Source organism: Peribacillus sp. V2I11 (assembly GCF_030817135.1).
Classification (GTDB): domain Bacteria; phylum Bacillota; class Bacilli; order Bacillales; family DSM-1321; genus Peribacillus; species Peribacillus simplex.
This window is the reverse complement of sequence record NZ_JAUSYW010000001.1, coordinates 4,369,617-4,386,329: the sequence shown is the minus strand read 5'-3', so window position 1 is coordinate 4,386,329 and position 16,713 is coordinate 4,369,617. Positions and strand designations below refer to the sequence as shown.

Genomic DNA, 16,713 nt, shown 5'->3' with positions numbered 1-16,713 from the left:
ATTTATGCAAATTTGAATAACCTATTCAGTTATTCATAAATTAACAGAGAAGAGATGATTTTTTGCCCATAAAAAAAGCAGAAGATATCTAGATATCTTCTGCTCATTTGACTAAATCCCCCGTGCCGAGGTCAAATTACTAGTTTACTTTCGTTGCATTGTATGCTGATACACGGTAAGGCGCATCATCAAATGCCTAATTTAATGAAATTCTTTTATCAAAATCAACAGATTGGAGGTTAATCCTGCTGCCTGCTATCCAATATGTTAAAAAGTTCTTCCATCTCATTCGTTTTTGAACGATTCATCAAAAGGTCGACTGCCTTTTTCACTTCTTCCCCATTGAATAAAACATCGTACAGGACTTCAGTGATCGGCATGTTAACTTCGTACTTTTGAGCTAGTTGATAGGCGGCTTTAGTTGTTCTGACACCTTCAACGACCATACCCATGTTTTCCAAAACTTCTTCAAGCTTTTGCCCTTTTCCAAGCATATTTCCAGCTCTCCAATTACGGGAATGGACGCTTGTACAAGTGACGATCAAGTCGCCAATCCCAGCTAAACCTGAAAACGTTAGTGGGTTAGCCCCCATGGCAACCCCTAGACGGGATATTTCAGCCAATCCTCGTGTCATTAATGCAGCCTTGGCATTATCCCCGTAGCCTAAACCATCCGTAATGCCGGCAGCCAAAGCAATGATGTTCTTTAATGCCCCACCGATTTCAACACCAATCAAGTCCGGATTTGTATACACACGGAAATTATTATTGATAAAGATGTCCTGAACCCTTTCGGCAGCTTTCATATTCTTTGAAGAAACGGCAACTGTTGTCGGGTGACGTAGACTGACTTCTTCTGCATGACTCGGTCCTGAAAGAACCACTATATCTTTAAGCCAATCCGCCGAAGAGACTTCTTCAATCATTTCCGATATACGAAGCAGGGAATCAGGTTCAATCCCCTTACTCACATGAACGATTGTCAAAGGCTTATCATGAGCCTCTTCAATCTGACCAAGCACTTCCCTGTAGGCTTTGGTCGGCACAGCCAAGATTATTATTTCAATCCCGACCAATGCTTCCTTAATCGAAGAATACCCTTTAATCCCCAAAGGCAATTCAATCCCAGGCAAGTATTTTTCATTCGTATGATTTTGATTTATTTCATTGATTTGTTTCTGATTATGTCCCCATAATCTCACTTCATGCTGGTTATCAGCGATTACGAGCGCTAAAGCAGTTCCCCAGCTCCCAGCTCCAATCACTGCGATACTTTCTTTATCTTTCATCATGTTATAACCACCTTTACTATTTTCTCTGGCGTCCAAAAATTCGTATTGGTGTTCCTTCAAAACCAAAGGCATCCCTAATTCGATTTTCTAAAAATCTTTCATATGAGAAATGCAATAACTCCGGATCGTTAACGAATACAACGAAAGTTGGTGGCTTGATCGCTACCTGAGTCGTATAATAAATTTTCAAACGGTTGCCATTATGTGTCGGTGTCGGATTCATCGCCACGGCATCCATGACCACTTCATTCAATACATTTGTCTGAACCCGGATGGCATGATTCTCACTAGCCTGATCAATGACCGGTATTAAGGTATGTGTCCGTTTTTTCGTTAAGGCAGAAAGATAAATGATTGGCGCATAATCCAAGAATAGGAAATGGGCGCGGATCTTTTCTTCAAAATCCTTCATCGTTTTTTCATCTTTCTCGATGGCATCCCACTTATTGACGACGATGATGACCGCCCTACCCGCTTCATGGGCATATCCGGCAATTTTTTTATCCTGCTCACGAATACCTTCTTCAGCGTTCAGGACCACAAGAACAACGTCTGAACGTTCAATTGCCCTTAATGCACGAAGTACGCTATATTTTTCCGTGCTTTCATACACTTTACCTTTTTTCCGCATCCCTGCTGTATCAATAATGACATATTCTTTGCCATTGTATTTATAAGGGGAGTCAATCGCGTCGCGAGTCGTACCTTCAATATCACTTACAATGACACGTTCTTCACCTAACAATGCATTGACCAGAGATGATTTACCTACGTTCGGTCTTCCAATCAAACTGAATTTAATGACATCATCAGCATAATCCTGGCCGCTGAATTTAGGGAAATGTTTGGCGGCTTCATCCAGAAGGTCACCAAGACCAAGTCCGTGAGATCCGGAAATCGGGAATGGATCGCCAAAACCTAACGCATAGAAATCATAAATTTGATCTTTCATTTCTGGGTTATCGACTTTATTTACTGCAAGGACAACTGGCTTTCTCGATTTAAAGAGTATTTTAGCGACTTCTTCATCAGCAGCCGTTACCCCTTCACGGCCATTCGTCATAAAAATTATCACATCGGCTTCGTCGATGGCAATTTCAGCCTGCTGGCGAATTTGTTCTAGGAACGGCTCGTCACCGATATCAATTCCACCTGTATCAATAATGTTAAAATCATGTGTCAACCATTCACCAGAACTATAAATCCTGTCCCGAGTTACTCCAGGAACGTCTTCGACAATCGAAACCCGTTCTCCAACTATCCTATTAAAGATTGTCGATTTTCCCACGTTCGGACGACCGACTATCGCAATTACCGGTTTTGGCATTGCTATTCACCCTTTCTGCTACTATATCTCTGTCAAAGTCACGAAATTCATGAATGCATTTATTACGGTTGCTTTGCATTATTGATTTTCATTATTTCCTTTTAAAGGAAAAGGCTGTATCCATCATCATTTAAAGGAATCTTTCATCAGTATGAAAATCCCAACTATGTTCAGTTAATCTCATCTAGTATTCACGTGCAGTTTGTCCACTTGACGCCCCAGTTCCTAAGGTGACGTGAAGCTGAACCCTCTGCATGCTCAAACGTGATTATAAACAGCCCAAAAAAATGAAGAAAGCTTCGACATACGGCTTCCCTTTTAATTGTTTAGAGCATTTTACGATTTATCTACAGACCTCTAACTATCCTATAGTAACAAATTTCTCGCCAATCAACAATGATTGTATGAATAAAAGCCTTCCAATTCCAATTGGTTCCATTTATACTTCTGCCTTTTGATGAAGCTGCTAATGCCCCATACCTATTTTTCAGCATTCCCTTCATTGATTAAAATTCTCTTTTCCTTGTTTTGATAAAAATCTCGATTGGGATACTAAATAAATGTATTGGCCAACCAATTCCAACATTCTCCACAGTATGTTTGCGCCCAATACCAGCACTGCATTATCATGCCATTCGTAAGCAAGGGCCACATAAGGTAAAGAGTGGTAAGCAAGCAATCCAGAATATATGATATCTCCCATCATCATCCCAATTAAAAGGACGAACAATCGATGTTTCCAATTTTTTAAAAGGAGTAGGATAAGATAATTCAGGAAAATACACAAAAGATAAGAGGGTTTCATGATGAGCCATATCGGATCAAGCAAAGAAAAAAGTTGAAAACTGGCATAAGCGAGAGTGATAATAAGACTTCCGCTGATCAGTTCCATCATCTTGATGATTGAATTCTTCCTAATATACACACAAAGTATAAAGAAAAGATACGGACCGCTCAAATGCACGGAAACCAAGGGAGCCTCCAGTTTATAGCCCGCTAATAACATAACGGCTAATAGATGAAAAAGAAAATCAAAACGAAAGGGAACCGTTTTCGGAATAAAAAACATGACAATGACCCAAACTATCCATGAAATCCAATAAAAAATAATTCCATCCAAACTGCCGTCCCCCTTTTAGGAACATTATGGCTTGTTTATTCAAAGTATAAACGTAAAGCACGGCATTTTAATGAAGTAAGCCTTCCCTTTATCATTTAAAAAGGAGGTGTGAACATGGGAAAAGATCGGCAAGAGAAGAAATTGAAAGAAAGTAAACGGGTGGAGTCCGACAGGGACCAATCACTGGATCATAAAGGGGCAACAAAAATGGAAAGCCCTGAAGAGGCACGAAAAAGGAATAGTTAAGTCTATCCCTGAACAAAAAGAAGCATCTCAATTCGTTTCAATTGAGATGCTTCCTTTTGTGGTCATTCATTTAGCATACGCCGAACAATCAATGCCTCTTTGAGATAACCAATGATAGGTATTTCCTTTGATGACTAATTTCGATTCCCTAAGCTCTGAGATATTACTGCACCCGAGTGCAGTCATGATGACCTTCAAATCTTCATGTATGTAATTTATTTCTTTGATCAATTTTTCCAAGCCCAACTCTTTATAGAGCTTGAGGAAATGTCCGGCCAATCCGACACCTTTCGCCCCTAATGCCAGGCTTTTTGTAATTTCCAAAGGACTTTGAATGCCACCTGATCCAATGACCGATAGCTGTGGTGAAACATTAACTGCTTCGACAATCGAAGCGGCTGTCGGTATGCCCCACTCATTAAAATATCCGAGTATTTTCGCGCGTCTCTCATTTTCTATTTTAGCAAAATTCGTTCCGCCAAACCCGCCTACATCAATGATCGAAACACCCACGGAATGTAATTGCTGCACCGTTTCCATACTCATCCCAAATCCAACCTCTTTTACGATGACAGGAATTCCGATCGTTCTGTTGATTTTTTCTATTCTCGAAAGGGTACCCGCAAAATCCCTGTCCCCTTCAGGCATCGTCAATTCCTGGATGACGTTAATATGAATCTGAAGGGCATTGGCCCCGATCATTTCGCTGGCCCGCTTAGCCTGTTCGACTGTTGCTTCACCACCGAGATTACCAATCAACACACCATCAGGGTTTTCCTTCCTTACAACTTTAAATGAAGCTTGCTGGCTAGAATCCTTGATGGCTGCCATTTGCGATCCTACCGCCATGGCGATTCCTGTTTCCCGTGCAGCAATGGCTAGGTCACCATTCAATTTTTCGGTTTCAGGGCCTCCGCCTCCGGTCATGGCATTTATAAAAATTGGCGAACTTAATTCAAGTTCGCCAACTTCTGCTGTGAGGTTCACATTATTCAAGGAAATACCTGGTAGGCTTTGGTGAATAAACGAAATATCTTCTAGTCCGGTTTTATGCTGCTGTCCTGTCTTTAGCGCAAATTCTATATGATCTAATTTTCGTTGTTTTCTCTCCAAGGCCATCACCATAATTATCTTATTTTAGTTTTTTCAATTGATCACCAATCATTTCACCTAGCTGAAAGCCCTTCGATTCTTCAGGGAGTTCATAATCTGATGTGTTGTAATTGGATTGAGGTTCTTCAAGTTCCTTAATGCTCAATGATAAACGTTGATCCGTTTCATTGACTTCCAGCACTTTCACTTCGACAGACTGGCCTTCTTTAAGTACTTCTTGCGGTGTGGCAATATGCTTGTGCGAAATCTGTGAAATATGGACAAGCCCTTCCACCCCTGGAAAAATCTCAACGAATGCACCGAAAGAAACAAGGCGTTTAACGATACCTTCCAGTTTTGAGCCTTTGGCCGCTTTTTCTGCAATGCCTGCCCAAGGTCCCGGAAGGGTATCCTTAATGGAAAGTGATATCCTTTCATTATCACGATCGATGGATAGTACTTTCACCTGCACCTTATCCCCTTCGGAAACGACATCGGATGCCTTGTCGACATGCTGATGGGAAAGCTGGGAAATGTGGACAAGGCCGTCTACGCCTCCAATATCCACGAATGCACCAAAATCGGTAATCCTTTGGACCACGCCCTCAAGCACTTGCCCGCTTTCAATCTTATCCAAAACGTTTGCTTTTTGCTTTTCCTTTTGGTCTTGGACCACTGCCCGATGTGAGAGGATTAAGCGATTCTTGTCTTTCTCAAGCTCAACGATCTTGAATGTTAAAGTTTTGTTTTTGTAATCAGAAAAGTCTTCAACGAAATAGTCTTCTACTAGAGAAGCTGGAACAAAACCACGTACGCCTAGATCTACAACAAGCCCGCCTTTGACGACATCTTTAACTTCAGCCTCAAATACGTCTCCATTTTCAAATTTCAATTCCAGGTCATCCCATGCTTTAAGAGCGTCAATTTTACGTTTTGATAGAATGAGAGCTTCATCCTCGACTTTAATCACTTCCAGCTCCAATGCATCACCTTCCGAAACGGCATCTGACGCCTTTTCGACATGCAGGCTTGAAAGCTCGCTGATGGGTATGATTCCATCAGTCTTGCTGTTTTCCACATTGACAATGACCTGTTTTTCTTCTACCTTTGAAACGGTTGCTTTAACTTGATCCCCAACTTTGAAATTGTTCACTTCTACCTGGTTCATATCTTCTGTCATTACTAACTCCTCCTTAACCCATGACTGATCAGCAAATTTCCTCTTCATCGGCCACATATTTTATTTAAAGTGGTTCAATAAAAACACTTTCCTAATAAAGATAAAAACAGTTTTTTTAGAGTAATAAAAGTTATATTCCCTTTCATCCGCAATAACTGAACAATACTCTTATTTTATAAATTCTAACAAAATCAGAAAATTGTCAAGTATGAAGGACTATTTATGCTCGGAAATCAATTTCCCAATTTGGTCCATGATGATTTTTGTAGCTTCATCGGCTGATATTTTCTGTTCGCGATATTCGGTAAAATTTATTGGAGGACCGTAAACGACCTTCAACGGACGCAAAAATTTATATGGGCCGATGATTGCACAGGGTATGATAACGGCATCAGACCGCAACGCGAAAAATCCAGCACCCGCCAAACCTTCTCCCAATTCACCAGTCTTGCTTCTGGTTCCCTCGGGAAACAGGCCAATCGCCTTGCCCTCCTTCAAAAGCTTTAAACCTTTTCTAAGGGATTCACGATCGCTATTGCCCCGCTTGACGGGAAAAGCATTTACTCTGGGTAATATACCCTTTAAAACAGGTGCTTGAAACAACTCTTCCTTCGCCATGAAATGAATATCCCTAGGAGATGTCATGCCAACTACAGGCGGATCCAAATTATCAATGTGATTGGCACAGATCAATACTCCGCCCTCTTTAGGGATATGTTCCTTTCCGAGCGTCTTAACCCTATACGCAGGCATTAAAACGCCTTTTACGACGTTCTTGGCAAATGTGTAAAAATCCAATGTCATCTTTTCCTCTCTTCTATTAAAGACATGATACTTTCTGCAACTTCCTGAATCGATAATGAAGTCGTATCGATTTCGATAGCATCCGCTGCCTTTTTCAGTGGCGATACCTCGCGTTCGGAGTCCAGCTTGTCCCTTGTTGCGATTTCTTCCCTTAATTTTTCGATATCTGATGGAAAACCTTTCAATATATTTTCCTGATGCCTCCGCTGTGCCCTTTCATCCACAGAAGCGATTAGAAATACCTTCACTTCGGCGTTTGGTAAAACATGCGTACCGATGTCCCTGCCATCCATGACGACACCGCCATTTTCACCAAAGATTTGCTGCCTGCGAACCAATTCTTCCCGGATGCTCCGGTGCTTTGCCACTTCCGATACGGAACCAGTCACTTCATTGTTCCTGATTTGGGCTGTCACGTCCTGATTATCCAAGAACACCAACTGTCCATTTTCACTTGGTCTTAATTCGATTTCCGTATTGATGAGAACTTCTGATAATGCTTGTTCATCATCAAGAAGAATCTTTTGATTAAGGGCCTTATAGGTAAGGGCCCTGTACATTGCACCTGTATCCACATATATGTAATTGAACTTTTCTGCAACAATTTTAGCAACCGTGCTTTTTCCAGCAGCAGCTGGTCCATCGATTGCAACTGATAATTTTTTTTCCATAAATCCTCCCAAGAATCCTACAATCATGCTGATTATTTAGTACCCTTTCATTTTATCACAACTAGCGGGAAAATCATTAATAAAAGGGATGTGTCCGTTCAAAATCACCTTTGTTCTTTTTTTGATCACTACAGCCATCAAAAGTTATCCTTTATTGAAAATCATCATACAAAAAAAGCGGTTCACCGCTTCAGACAGTAGACATATTTGAGGAAAAACGAGTTGCCTGAAGTTTTTTATTGAAATACGTGCCAGTTGATTTCAGAAATCCGCTCCCTCTCCTCCGACTGTCTGCCAAGCGTCTGAGGGGTCTCGGGTAGCCAGTTATTCGGCATGATTGTCGCCAATTTCTTCAGGGTTGTTCCATATAAAAAGTAAAAAACATGAAGATAAACAAGTTACTTTTAAAACGGTTCGGAGGAGATCATTCCGAATCTCCTTTTGTCGACAAACTGAAGCGGATAACCGCTTTTACTTATGGGTCCCATTGAATGTTTCAATGATTTTCGTATAATTATTGCTAGTGACACCTTCATACCTCGAGAGCTTGGTCAAATCAAAGATTTGATCCTCCCTGCTCAAAAGGAACTGGAAAAAAAATAAGCAGGCCAATTGGATGATGATCACTTTAATTAATAGTCTTTCAAATGTTTTCAAAAGCCGCACCCTCCATCTGTTTATATTAGCAGTATGGATGGAATCGCTGTTTTTCATTCAATCATGTTAAACATACAAGCTTTTTTTCTTTAAATCGACCTGCTTTTCAAATATAAATCTCATTAATGACTGTACATCATTTTTCGTAGGTTCAAGAAATTGACGTGCAGAGCATATTTCCATGTTCTTTCTCCGTTACGCGATGACTTTGCTTTTTAACCTTAAATAATGAATCTCACCTGATTTTAGCGTAAGCGCCATCCATAGGTATAATTGCGAAACCGATTGTATATTATTTCCTTTTTAAAAGCCTTATGAAGCTCCGCCTGCACTGATATCCTCCTTTATTGTGAGAAAATGGGTAAACTCGGAATGTTCTGGATGAATGGGTGTATCCAAGGTTACATGCAGGCGCACGTATTGCCTACGTTGGGTTTTCACGAACGCTTCTGCTTCGGGCAGCAATAGTTGCATCATGGGTATTCTACCTTTCACTTTTCCAAGCACTTCAGAATCGAATACATAAACAGCCTGCTTGGAAAAAGGTGACGTTCAACTGTGTCCCATCCATGAGGAATGCAATTTTTCCAGTCTCTAAATTGATGGAAAAGTCCGTATAGACACAACCCGTTCGCATTTCGAAACCATACAATTGAACTTTTCCTTCTGTGATGAGTATTTCGGTTCGAGCATTAATATATCACCAATTTTAAACATCGTCGTCCACGTCCTTTTTGATAGGAAGGAAAACACAAATATTACCCGTGAATTATCCCATAGAATCCAATAATCATATAAGTTATTTATCATGTAATAAGAAAAAGGGAAAGTGACTAAGCACATTTCCCTGAAACTGATTATTCATGATAACAGTTTAAATTAAATTAAATTCTCGTATATCGGTTCGGAATTCTTTAATTTATCCACCTTTTCTTCTTGACCGGTATCTGCATTAATGAAAATACGGTAGGTATCATCATTAATCGTACCGAGAAATTCATAACAAAGAACTTCTTCACCAATATCATTGGTGATTAACGCCTTGCCTTCTTCCATTATTTTTACATTACTGTTGATTTTACCCTTAGCCTCTTTCTCGGATATGCTTGGATTCCCTATTTCCCTGGATTTATGTGATTTTAAATACTCGTCGGCTGAAAAACCTATAACGGATCCATCATCCAATGCGATTTTGACCTTGACTGAATCCGGATAAATCTTGACGCCATTTTCTGATGTCACGAAATTCAATAATGCGATATTATCGTACTGAGCACTTTCAAATAATTCAAGTGAACTGAAATCATGTTCCTTTAAAAAATCTTCGGCTTTTGTATAGGCTTGATTCAAATCAATATTTGTTTTGTTCACGTCCCTATTATTTATATACCAAATAGGGTAACCGCCTTTTTTTGTCAAATCCATATTCAATTCGGTATCGGAATCCTTATCGAGGATGCTCACACTATAAAATCCATAATCGGAACCTTTTCCGTTTTCTTCCACATTAACTTGCAAATTTTTGCTTTTTGAGTGTGCATAGTTTTTTGCCGTCGTAATTGCTTCTTCTTTTGTAATGGTCTCACCTTGCAAGTTTTTGAAGTTTTCATCCCTCTGTTGTGCAGAAGTAAAAGTCGGATTCATCTCATTCGTTTCCCCGTACCCAGATACTTTTTTCTCTACCGTCTTTAATCCGTCGATGATCGTGTTATCCGAATTTTCTTTCCCTGATGCAAGAGCCATTTCGACATCCATCCATCTTAAATTGTTTTTAAGGACCAGATACTGAACTTTTCTTAACTCGCCCTGGATGTCCCCTGCCTGTGTGTACAAGGATTGTAGAGTCGCATATTCCTTATCATTCAACGGTTCTTTTTCAAGGTCACGTACCGCTGTTTTATAACTGAAGTCCGCAATTTTTGATAAGAATTCCTCTGTCTTATTAAAAGGAAGCAAGGTCAATGGCAACTGCCCGACATCACTTTGGGCTTCGGAAGTGATACGCCAAACATCTGTTAAAGCCGGACTTAATGAATAACGTGAATTCATAGCCAAAGTACTGCCTACCTTATCGTGCAATAAATCCACTTGATAGCTTAAATCATGAAAGGCTCGCTGATACGTATTTTCCGCGTTGATTAATACAGCATTTTTTTCCTTATGTTCTTGATAGCCCCAGAATGCAGTTCCAGCAACAACTACAACAAGCAGGGCAATCACTATATTCCTGATCATTTTCCTTCACCCCTTTACTTACAAAAGATATGTTTTCCGATTCTTTTAATTTGTTCCCTTGACCAAATCCATTTGCTTGTTGCCGTATCGGGATTAAAGTAATATTCTGCATTACCGCTTGGATCCCACCCATTGATAGCATCCACCACGGCTTCTTTCGCCCTTTCGTTCGGTGTCAGCCAAATCTGTCCATCCGCAACAGCCGTAAAGGCCCCAGGTTCAAAAATCACTCCCGAAATGGTATTAGGAAAGGCAGCACTTTCCACCCTATTCAGTATTACTGCTGCAACGGCAACCTGACCTGTATATGGCTCCCCTCGTGCCTCTCCATAAACGGCATTGGCCATCAACTGAATATCGTTTTGAGAATATCCTCCTGGAAGATTGGCTGATGTCGTTGTTTTGGAAGGGGCCTTACCGGAAGCTGTCCCTCCAGACGAAGATCCATTTCCTTTCGCTTTTACCTGTTTTTCAATGGGGACTCCCCCATAATAGGTGAACTCGTTCCCTTTATTGATCTGTTCATGAACAAATTGTTTATTGAAATTAGAGGCATTCGTCAACTTCTGTTTTGTTGTAGTCCCTGCCAAACCATCGATTGGAAGCCCGAAATCTTGTTGAAAGTTTCGAAGTGCCCAATAAGTGCCCCATCCATAGACTCCATCAATCTTTCCATTATAGTAACCGATGTTTTGTAGGCGTGCCTGCATTTCAATTACATCATCACCAACCGCACCTTTTTGAATGACTTGGCTCGAAAAGGCATTTGTTCTTGTTTCCGGGTAAATTCCGAAACAAATAATTATACACGAAAACAGCAAAAGCCATTTCCATTTTGACGAAATTCCTTTCATCAAAAACACTCCTCTTTTTCTTGAATTAATGTAATTCTATTTTCTTCTTTACTGGCTTTTTTATTCCAAACATAAAAAAAACGGAGCGGGCAAAATATGCCAGCACTCCGTTTTGATAGTATTCTTCATTTGCTAAGGTAATGATTTTGAGAAAGTTTTTCTGCGTGAAAGTCAGACAACAAACGTGCTTTCTTTACTTTTTTCATGCCTAACCACCATAGATAAATCATGAATGGCATGATAAAGTACACCCAAAATTTTTGGGAAACTAAAATATAATCGTAAATCCCATGTAACGAAATTGGTATGATCAATGCCAATAATAAATAAACCCTATTATTCGAAGCCGAAAATTTCGCCTTGCCCAAATAATACCCCATGATCACGCCGAACAAAGCGTGACTGGATACAGGGAGAACGGCCCTTAGAAAAGCGTGTTCCACCCCGTTGGCCAGCAGGTACAAAATATTCTCCATTGTAGCGAATCCAAGGGAGAATGCAGCTCCGTAAACAATCCCATCATATGGCTCATCGAATGCCACATGCTGATAAATAACATAAATGAGTATGAACCACTTAAAGAATTCCTCAAGAAGTGCAGCCCATAAAAAAGCATTTGCTAAATCGGTATTCAAGATTTGTTCGGTTTCGAGCACATACTGTATGAACATAATCGGCAATACAAGAAATACACCGAATAAAAATGTTTTGACCACAACCGATATCGGTTCTGTTTCATATTGATCTTTTAAATAGAAATAGCTCAGTAGCGCCAATCCTGGCGCAATGGCCGCTGACAACATGACCAGCATTAGCTGACCCTCTTTTCATCTTCTTTTCCTTAATCGTACCATGGAATGGAGAAAAACTGAATCCAAGAATGAAGTCTTCCAAATTTTATTTAGTCCTTCAGTACTTAAAGAAGGTCCCATCTATAGAGTTTTCGCTTGCCAACATGACAGCTAACTTAATTCGAGCCTTCTTGCTGTCATAATCAGCGCCTAATATCACACCGCGTTGTTTTAAATCAAATGCGCTGCCTTCATAATCATAAGCTGGGTAAACTTTTCCTTCTTCCGCACTTGTAGTCATGATGATCGTTATGCCTTTATCGATTGCAGCTTGTATGGAAGTTACCATTACAGGGGTAACTTGTCCCCTTCCTACACCCTCGAGCACGATGCCTTTCGCACCGTTTGCAACCGCAGCATCAACAAAGAGGCCATCAGCGCCTGTATGGCACTTGATGATATCCACCCTGGGGATGCTTTTCTGAATATCATAACATTCCCTATGTAAAGGTTTTTGATAGATGCTGACTACATCATTATCAATTATCCCCAAATATCCATAGCCAAAAGATTCGAATCCCTGCAAATTGGAAGCATGCACTTTTTTGACATACTTTGCTGAATAAATCCGCTCATTAAAAACGACCACTACTCCAACATCCCTAATAAGATCACTCGCAGCGCATAATATCGAATTCCTTAGATTGGAATATACATCAGTCCCCACCTCTTGAGGAGACCGTTGGGAGCCGGTTAATACGATTGGACGTTGATCCTTACTCGTTAGATCAAGGAAATATGCCGTTTCCTCAAGTGTATCTGTACCGTGGGTCACGACGATTCCCGTAACTTCAGGATCCTCCAATTCCTTTTGAATGGCTGATTTAAGCTGTTGCATTTTCTCAAAGGACATGGACATGCTTGAAATCTGGAAAATATCAACCACTTTAACCTCGATATCGTTGGGCAATTCGCAAAGTGATGCCAACTCATGTCCAGTCAATGCACCAGAGGCCAACATACCATTCGAAGTTTCTTTACTGGCAATAGTCCCACCAGTCGTTATTAATGATATTTTTTCCATACGGTCCCCAGCTCCTCATTTATATAATCATTTTTCTTTAACAGCCAAATGATAAGCAATCAATCCACCATGAAACCTGCCGTTCTCGATGAAGATTTCGTTCGCATTATTTCCGGCTGCCAGAACTCCTGCAATATAAAGCCCTTTAACGTTCGTCTCCATCGTTTCCTCGTTATATGCGGGCCTTCCAGTCTCCTTATCAATAGTAATGCCCATTGAAGCTAAAAAGGAATGGTCAGGATGGTAACCAGTCATTGCAAATACAAAATCATTTTTAATAACTTTTTCCTCATCACCTACATGATAGATGACGCTGTCTTCCGTTATCCTGTCAACATTCGCATTAAATTCCATCTTGATCGTTCCATTGCGGACTAATGATTCAAATTCCGGAAGGATCCAGGGTTTGATGCTAGAAGAGTAATCCGATCCTCTATAAAGGACTGAAACCCTTGCTCCTGATTTGACCAATTCCAGAGCTGCATCCACACTCGAGTTTTTGCCACCGATGACTGCAACATCACAATTAAAGTAGGGATGGCCCTCCTTGAAGTAATGAAACACTTTAGGGAGCTGTTCACCCGGTATGCACATATAGTTAGGATGATCATAGTATCCGGTCGATATGATCACATGTAGAGCTGTATAGTCACCTTTCGATGTTTTGACTAAAAACTTCCCGTCTTCTCGTTTTTCCACCTTTTCCACTTTTTCGAATTTATTGACCCGCAATTCTTTCCTTCTGACTACCTCCCTATAATAGGCTAGTGCCTGATTGCGGAACGGTTTACGGTTTTCGATTATAAAAGCGATATCACCAATCTCCAGTTTTTCACTCGAACTGAAAAATGTTTGATGTGTCGGATAACGGTAAATTGAATCAACCACATTGCCTTTTTCAATGATCAGGGACTGTATTCCCACTTCTTTAAGAGCGATTGCAGCAGCCAATCCACAAGGGCCCCCACCTATGATAATGACTTCTTCAACATTCATCTTTATTCCACTGCCTTTCCATGCACTATGTAATTCGTTCGTCTGAAAAATAAAAACTCCTATCAATACATGATAGGAGTTTTTACAAATCATTTCAATGATAATGCATGAACATGATTTTAACTATAAACTTATACATGATTTGAATCTTTTAGATCCAACCACGGAAGCGAGAAGCTTCAGCCATTTTTCTTACGCCAATCATATAAGCCGCTAGGCGCATATCAACTCGTCTTGATTGTGCAAGTTCATAAATGTTATTAAAAGATTTCACAAGGATTTTTTCCAGCTTTTCGTCCACTTCTTCTTCAGACCAGTAATACCCTTGATTATTTTGTACCCATTCGAAGTAAGAAACCGTTACACCGCCAGCAGAAGCAAGGACATCAGGAACAAGAAGGATTCCGCGGTCCGTTAGGATTTGTGTCGCTTCAATTGTTGTAGGTCCGTTAGCTGCCTCGACAACGATCGATGCTTTGATATCAGCAGCATTTTCTTCAGTGATTTGGTTTTCAATTGCAGCAGGAACTAAAATATCACATTCCAATTCAAGCAATTCTTTATTTGAAATTGTGCTTTTAAACAATTTCGTTACGGTTCCGAAACTATCTCTCCGATCGAGAAGATAATCGATATCCAATCCTTCAGGATCATGAAGAGCACCATATGCATCCGAAATCCCAATGACTTTAGCACCTGCGTCATGCATGAATTTAGCTAAGAAACTACCTGCGTTACCAAAACCTTGAATGACGACCCGTGCCCCTTTAATATCGATGCCGCATTTCTTGGCAGCTTCATTGATACAAATTGTTACACCTTTAGCAGTGGCTGATTCACGGCCATGAGAACCACCAAGCACTAGCGGTTTACCCGTAATGAATCCTGGCGAGTTGAATTCATCCATACGGCTGTATTCATCCATCATCCAAGCCATGATTTGAGAATTCGTAAATACATCAGGTGCCGGGATATCTTTAGTCGGCCCCACGATTTGACTAATTGCGCGAACATAGCCCCGGCTCAGCCTTTCAAGCTCACGGAATGACATATTACGAGGATCACAAACGATACCGCCTTTTCCCCCGCCGTATGGCAAATCAACGATGCCGCATTTCAGACTCATCCAAATGGATAATGCCTTAACTTCACGTTCCGTTACATCAGGGTGAAAACGGATACCACCTTTTGTAGGCCCAACAGCATCGTTATGCTGTGCACGGTAACCTGTGAAAATTTTAACCGAGCCATCATCCATGCGGACAGGTATCTTCACCGTTAATAAACGCAATGGTTCCTTCAACAGCTCAAAAACTTCTTCCGGGTAACCCAGCTTATCCAAAGCTTTATGTATTACAGTTTGGGTAGACCTCAGTACGTCGTGTTTTTCTTCTTCATTTACATGGCTATTGCCTTTTGCCGATTCCATTAAAAGTACCTCCTAGAAAATCTCATCCAAATATTAAATTATAATGTACAAATAGTCCTCTTCATGTGCTAGTATACACCTTCGTTACATTTATGCAAGAGTAAAAATGGGAATTTAAAAGTTGGAAATATTCTAAAAATGAAAACGTTATCATATCAACGGTTTTCTTACTCTTTTATCGTATATCTTCTTCCGCCGAAAGTTGAGACAAATAAGGCAAACCGCATTGTTTTTACCATAATGTGGCTGCCTTGTCTCACATTCGTTTTACATCAGCTAAAGTGTGTGAGCAAAACATGTATCGCTTCATTTTCGATTATACATGTTCCATATTCATTGATGCGGCTGAGTGTCAATGTAGATGCATGGCCATACTCAGCCGCTAAAGATATGACCGTGTCATAGGTCGTGTCTTTAACATTTTCGATAAGTAAATAATATCTTCCCTCAAAATGATAAAGATTACTCTTAAGCAAGCCTTGAAAAGATAATCTAAGAGATAATTGGACGATATCTTCAAAGTCATTGAAAACATACAGAATATGGGGGAAGTCGTCAATTTTCACTTGTAAATCCAAGAATTCCTCTTCGTCAGTCAATAATTCCTCTTCGTCCTTTGTCACAATGATTATCAACCCTTGAGCAGGCAAGGAGAAAATTTCGATTGCAATGGAACCGCTCATTTTAAAGCTGAGTTCTTCGCACGCTTCTTCGACCATATCCTGAAATAGCTTGTGGACCTTTAAGGAATTCCCTAAAATATCTTCTTTTGTTATACCTCTATCAATTAAATCATCAAGGGTCAAAAAAATCTTGATTTTATTATTAGTTAATCGCTCCAGCTTCATAAAAAAATGCCCCCTGGTTACCATCTTCATACATCATATGAAGCCTTGGTCGCAGGGTGCATATCCATTATTTAGCCTAAGCCGCCA

Annotated in this window: 16 protein-coding genes; 1 reads left to right on the top strand and 15 read right to left on the bottom strand. The window is 40.3% G+C overall.

The window, feature by feature from the left end; translation table 11 throughout:
• Positions 1 to 239: 239 nt before the first annotated feature.
• From QFZ73_RS21485 to QFZ73_RS21475, 3 genes are all read right to left on the bottom strand, one after another.
• Complete coding sequence (locus tag QFZ73_RS21485; RefSeq protein ID WP_251430451.1) at positions 240 to 1,292, bottom strand: NAD(P)H-dependent glycerol-3-phosphate dehydrogenase; 1,053 nt, start codon at positions 1,290 to 1,292, stop codon at positions 240 to 242.
• 16 nt (positions 1,293 to 1,308) lie between these two features.
• Complete coding sequence (der, locus tag QFZ73_RS21480) at positions 1,309 to 2,619, bottom strand: ribosome biogenesis GTPase Der (protein WP_251430448.1); 1,311 nt, start codon at positions 2,617 to 2,619, stop codon at positions 1,309 to 1,311.
• Positions 2,620 to 3,118: 499 nt separating this feature from the next.
• Complete coding sequence (locus tag QFZ73_RS21475; protein WP_251430445.1) at positions 3,119 to 3,739, bottom strand: YphA family membrane protein; 621 nt, start codon at positions 3,737 to 3,739, stop codon at positions 3,119 to 3,121.
• Between the two features lie 114 nt (positions 3,740 to 3,853).
• On the opposite strand from QFZ73_RS21475, the gene QFZ73_RS21470 reads away from it, so the two are divergent.
• Positions 3,854 to 3,985: a YpzI family protein gene (locus QFZ73_RS21470; RefSeq protein ID WP_082527554.1), complete on the top strand. Its 132-nt coding sequence runs from the start codon at positions 3,854 to 3,856 to the stop codon at positions 3,983 to 3,985.
• Between the two features lie 66 nt (positions 3,986 to 4,051).
• On the opposite strand, the gene fni is transcribed toward QFZ73_RS21470, so the two are convergent.
• The 12 genes from fni to QFZ73_RS21410 form a co-directional block, all read right to left on the bottom strand.
• A complete protein-coding gene (fni, locus tag QFZ73_RS21465; protein ID WP_251430442.1) occupies positions 4,052 to 5,098 on the bottom strand; it encodes a type 2 isopentenyl-diphosphate Delta-isomerase in 1,047 nt (348 codons plus the stop codon).
• Between the two features lie 19 nt (positions 5,099 to 5,117).
• Positions 5,118 to 6,257 (bottom strand): 30S ribosomal protein S1, encoded by a 1,140-nt coding sequence (rpsA, locus tag QFZ73_RS21460; RefSeq protein WP_251430438.1) that lies wholly within the window; start codon positions 6,255 to 6,257, stop codon positions 5,118 to 5,120.
• Positions 6,258 to 6,473: 216 nt separating this feature from the next.
• Positions 6,474 to 7,055 (bottom strand): lysophospholipid acyltransferase family protein, encoded by a 582-nt coding sequence (locus tag QFZ73_RS21455; RefSeq protein ID WP_307272970.1) that lies wholly within the window; start codon positions 7,053 to 7,055, stop codon positions 6,474 to 6,476.
• A gap of 2 nt (positions 7,056 to 7,057) precedes the next feature.
• Positions 7,058 to 7,732: a (d)CMP kinase gene (cmk, locus tag QFZ73_RS21450; RefSeq protein WP_251430433.1), complete on the bottom strand. Its 675-nt coding sequence runs from the start codon at positions 7,730 to 7,732 to the stop codon at positions 7,058 to 7,060.
• Positions 7,733 to 8,203: 471 nt separating this feature from the next.
• Positions 8,204 to 8,389: a YpfB family protein gene (locus tag QFZ73_RS21445; protein WP_048681726.1), complete on the bottom strand. Its 186-nt coding sequence runs from the start codon at positions 8,387 to 8,389 to the stop codon at positions 8,204 to 8,206.
• Positions 8,390 to 9,268: 879 nt separating this feature from the next.
• Complete coding sequence (gene ypeB / locus QFZ73_RS21440; RefSeq protein ID WP_251430431.1) at positions 9,269 to 10,624, bottom strand: germination protein YpeB; 1,356 nt, start codon at positions 10,622 to 10,624, stop codon at positions 9,269 to 9,271.
• A 14-nt stretch (positions 10,625 to 10,638) separates the two neighbouring features.
• Positions 10,639 to 11,478, bottom strand: a complete 840-nt coding sequence (gene sleB / locus QFZ73_RS21435; RefSeq protein WP_251430429.1) for a spore cortex-lytic enzyme — start codon at positions 11,476 to 11,478, stop codon at positions 10,639 to 10,641.
• A gap of 125 nt (positions 11,479 to 11,603) precedes the next feature.
• Positions 11,604 to 12,290, bottom strand: coding sequence for a glutamic-type intramembrane protease PrsW (prsW, locus tag QFZ73_RS21430; protein ID WP_307270446.1), 687 nt, complete (start codon positions 12,288 to 12,290; stop codon positions 11,604 to 11,606).
• 97 nt (positions 12,291 to 12,387) lie between these two features.
• Positions 12,388 to 13,353, bottom strand: a complete 966-nt coding sequence (locus QFZ73_RS21425; RefSeq protein WP_307270443.1) for an asparaginase — start codon at positions 13,351 to 13,353, stop codon at positions 12,388 to 12,390.
• Positions 13,354 to 13,380: 27 nt separating this feature from the next.
• Entirely contained in the window at positions 13,381 to 14,349 is a 969-nt protein-coding gene (locus QFZ73_RS21420; protein WP_307270441.1) for a YpdA family putative bacillithiol disulfide reductase, read from the bottom strand.
• A gap of 151 nt (positions 14,350 to 14,500) precedes the next feature.
• Positions 14,501 to 15,778, bottom strand: a complete 1,278-nt coding sequence (locus QFZ73_RS21415; protein ID WP_251430421.1) for a Glu/Leu/Phe/Val family dehydrogenase — start codon at positions 15,776 to 15,778, stop codon at positions 14,501 to 14,503.
• Positions 15,779 to 16,050: 272 nt separating this feature from the next.
• On the bottom strand, positions 16,051 to 16,626 hold the full coding sequence (locus QFZ73_RS21410; protein ID WP_251430418.1) for a genetic competence negative regulator: 576 nt from the start codon (positions 16,624 to 16,626) through the stop codon (positions 16,051 to 16,053).
• Positions 16,627 to 16,713 lie beyond the last annotated feature (87 nt).

What these genes read in the sequence shown, in the direction of transcription:
- QFZ73_RS21485 (WP_251430451.1), bottom strand. Translation starts at nt 1,292, where the DNA reads ATGATGAAAGATAAAGAAAGTATCGCAGTGATTGGAGCTGGGAGCTGG.
- der (WP_251430448.1), bottom strand. Translation starts at nt 2,619, where the DNA reads ATGCCAAAACCGGTAATTGCGATAGTCGGTCGTCCGAACGTGGGAAAA.
- QFZ73_RS21470 (WP_082527554.1), top strand. Translation starts at nt 3,854, where the DNA reads ATGGGAAAAGATCGGCAAGAGAAGAAATTGAAAGAAAGTAAACGGGTG.
- rpsA (WP_251430438.1), bottom strand. Translation starts at nt 6,257, where the DNA reads ATGACAGAAGATATGAACCAGGTAGAAGTGAACAATTTCAAAGTTGGG.
- cmk (WP_251430433.1), bottom strand. Translation starts at nt 7,732, where the DNA reads ATGGAAAAAAAATTATCAGTTGCAATCGATGGACCAGCTGCTGCTGGA.
- ypeB (WP_251430431.1), bottom strand. Translation starts at nt 10,624, where the DNA reads ATGATCAGGAATATAGTGATTGCCCTGCTTGTTGTAGTTGTTGCTGGA.
- sleB (WP_251430429.1), bottom strand. Translation starts at nt 11,478, where the DNA reads ATGAAAGGAATTTCGTCAAAATGGAAATGGCTTTTGCTGTTTTCGTGT.
- prsW (WP_307270446.1), bottom strand. Translation starts at nt 12,290, where the DNA reads ATGCTGGTCATGTTGTCAGCGGCCATTGCGCCAGGATTGGCGCTACTG.
- QFZ73_RS21425 (WP_307270443.1), bottom strand. Translation starts at nt 13,353, where the DNA reads ATGGAAAAAATATCATTAATAACGACTGGTGGGACTATTGCCAGTAAA.
- QFZ73_RS21420 (WP_307270441.1), bottom strand. Translation starts at nt 14,349, where the DNA reads ATGAATGTTGAAGAAGTCATTATCATAGGTGGGGGCCCTTGTGGATTG.
- QFZ73_RS21415 (WP_251430421.1), bottom strand. Translation starts at nt 15,778, where the DNA reads ATGGAATCGGCAAAAGGCAATAGCCATGTAAATGAAGAAGAAAAACAC.
- QFZ73_RS21410 (WP_251430418.1), bottom strand. Translation starts at nt 16,626, where the DNA reads ATGAAGCTGGAGCGATTAACTAATAATAAAATCAAGATTTTTTTGACC.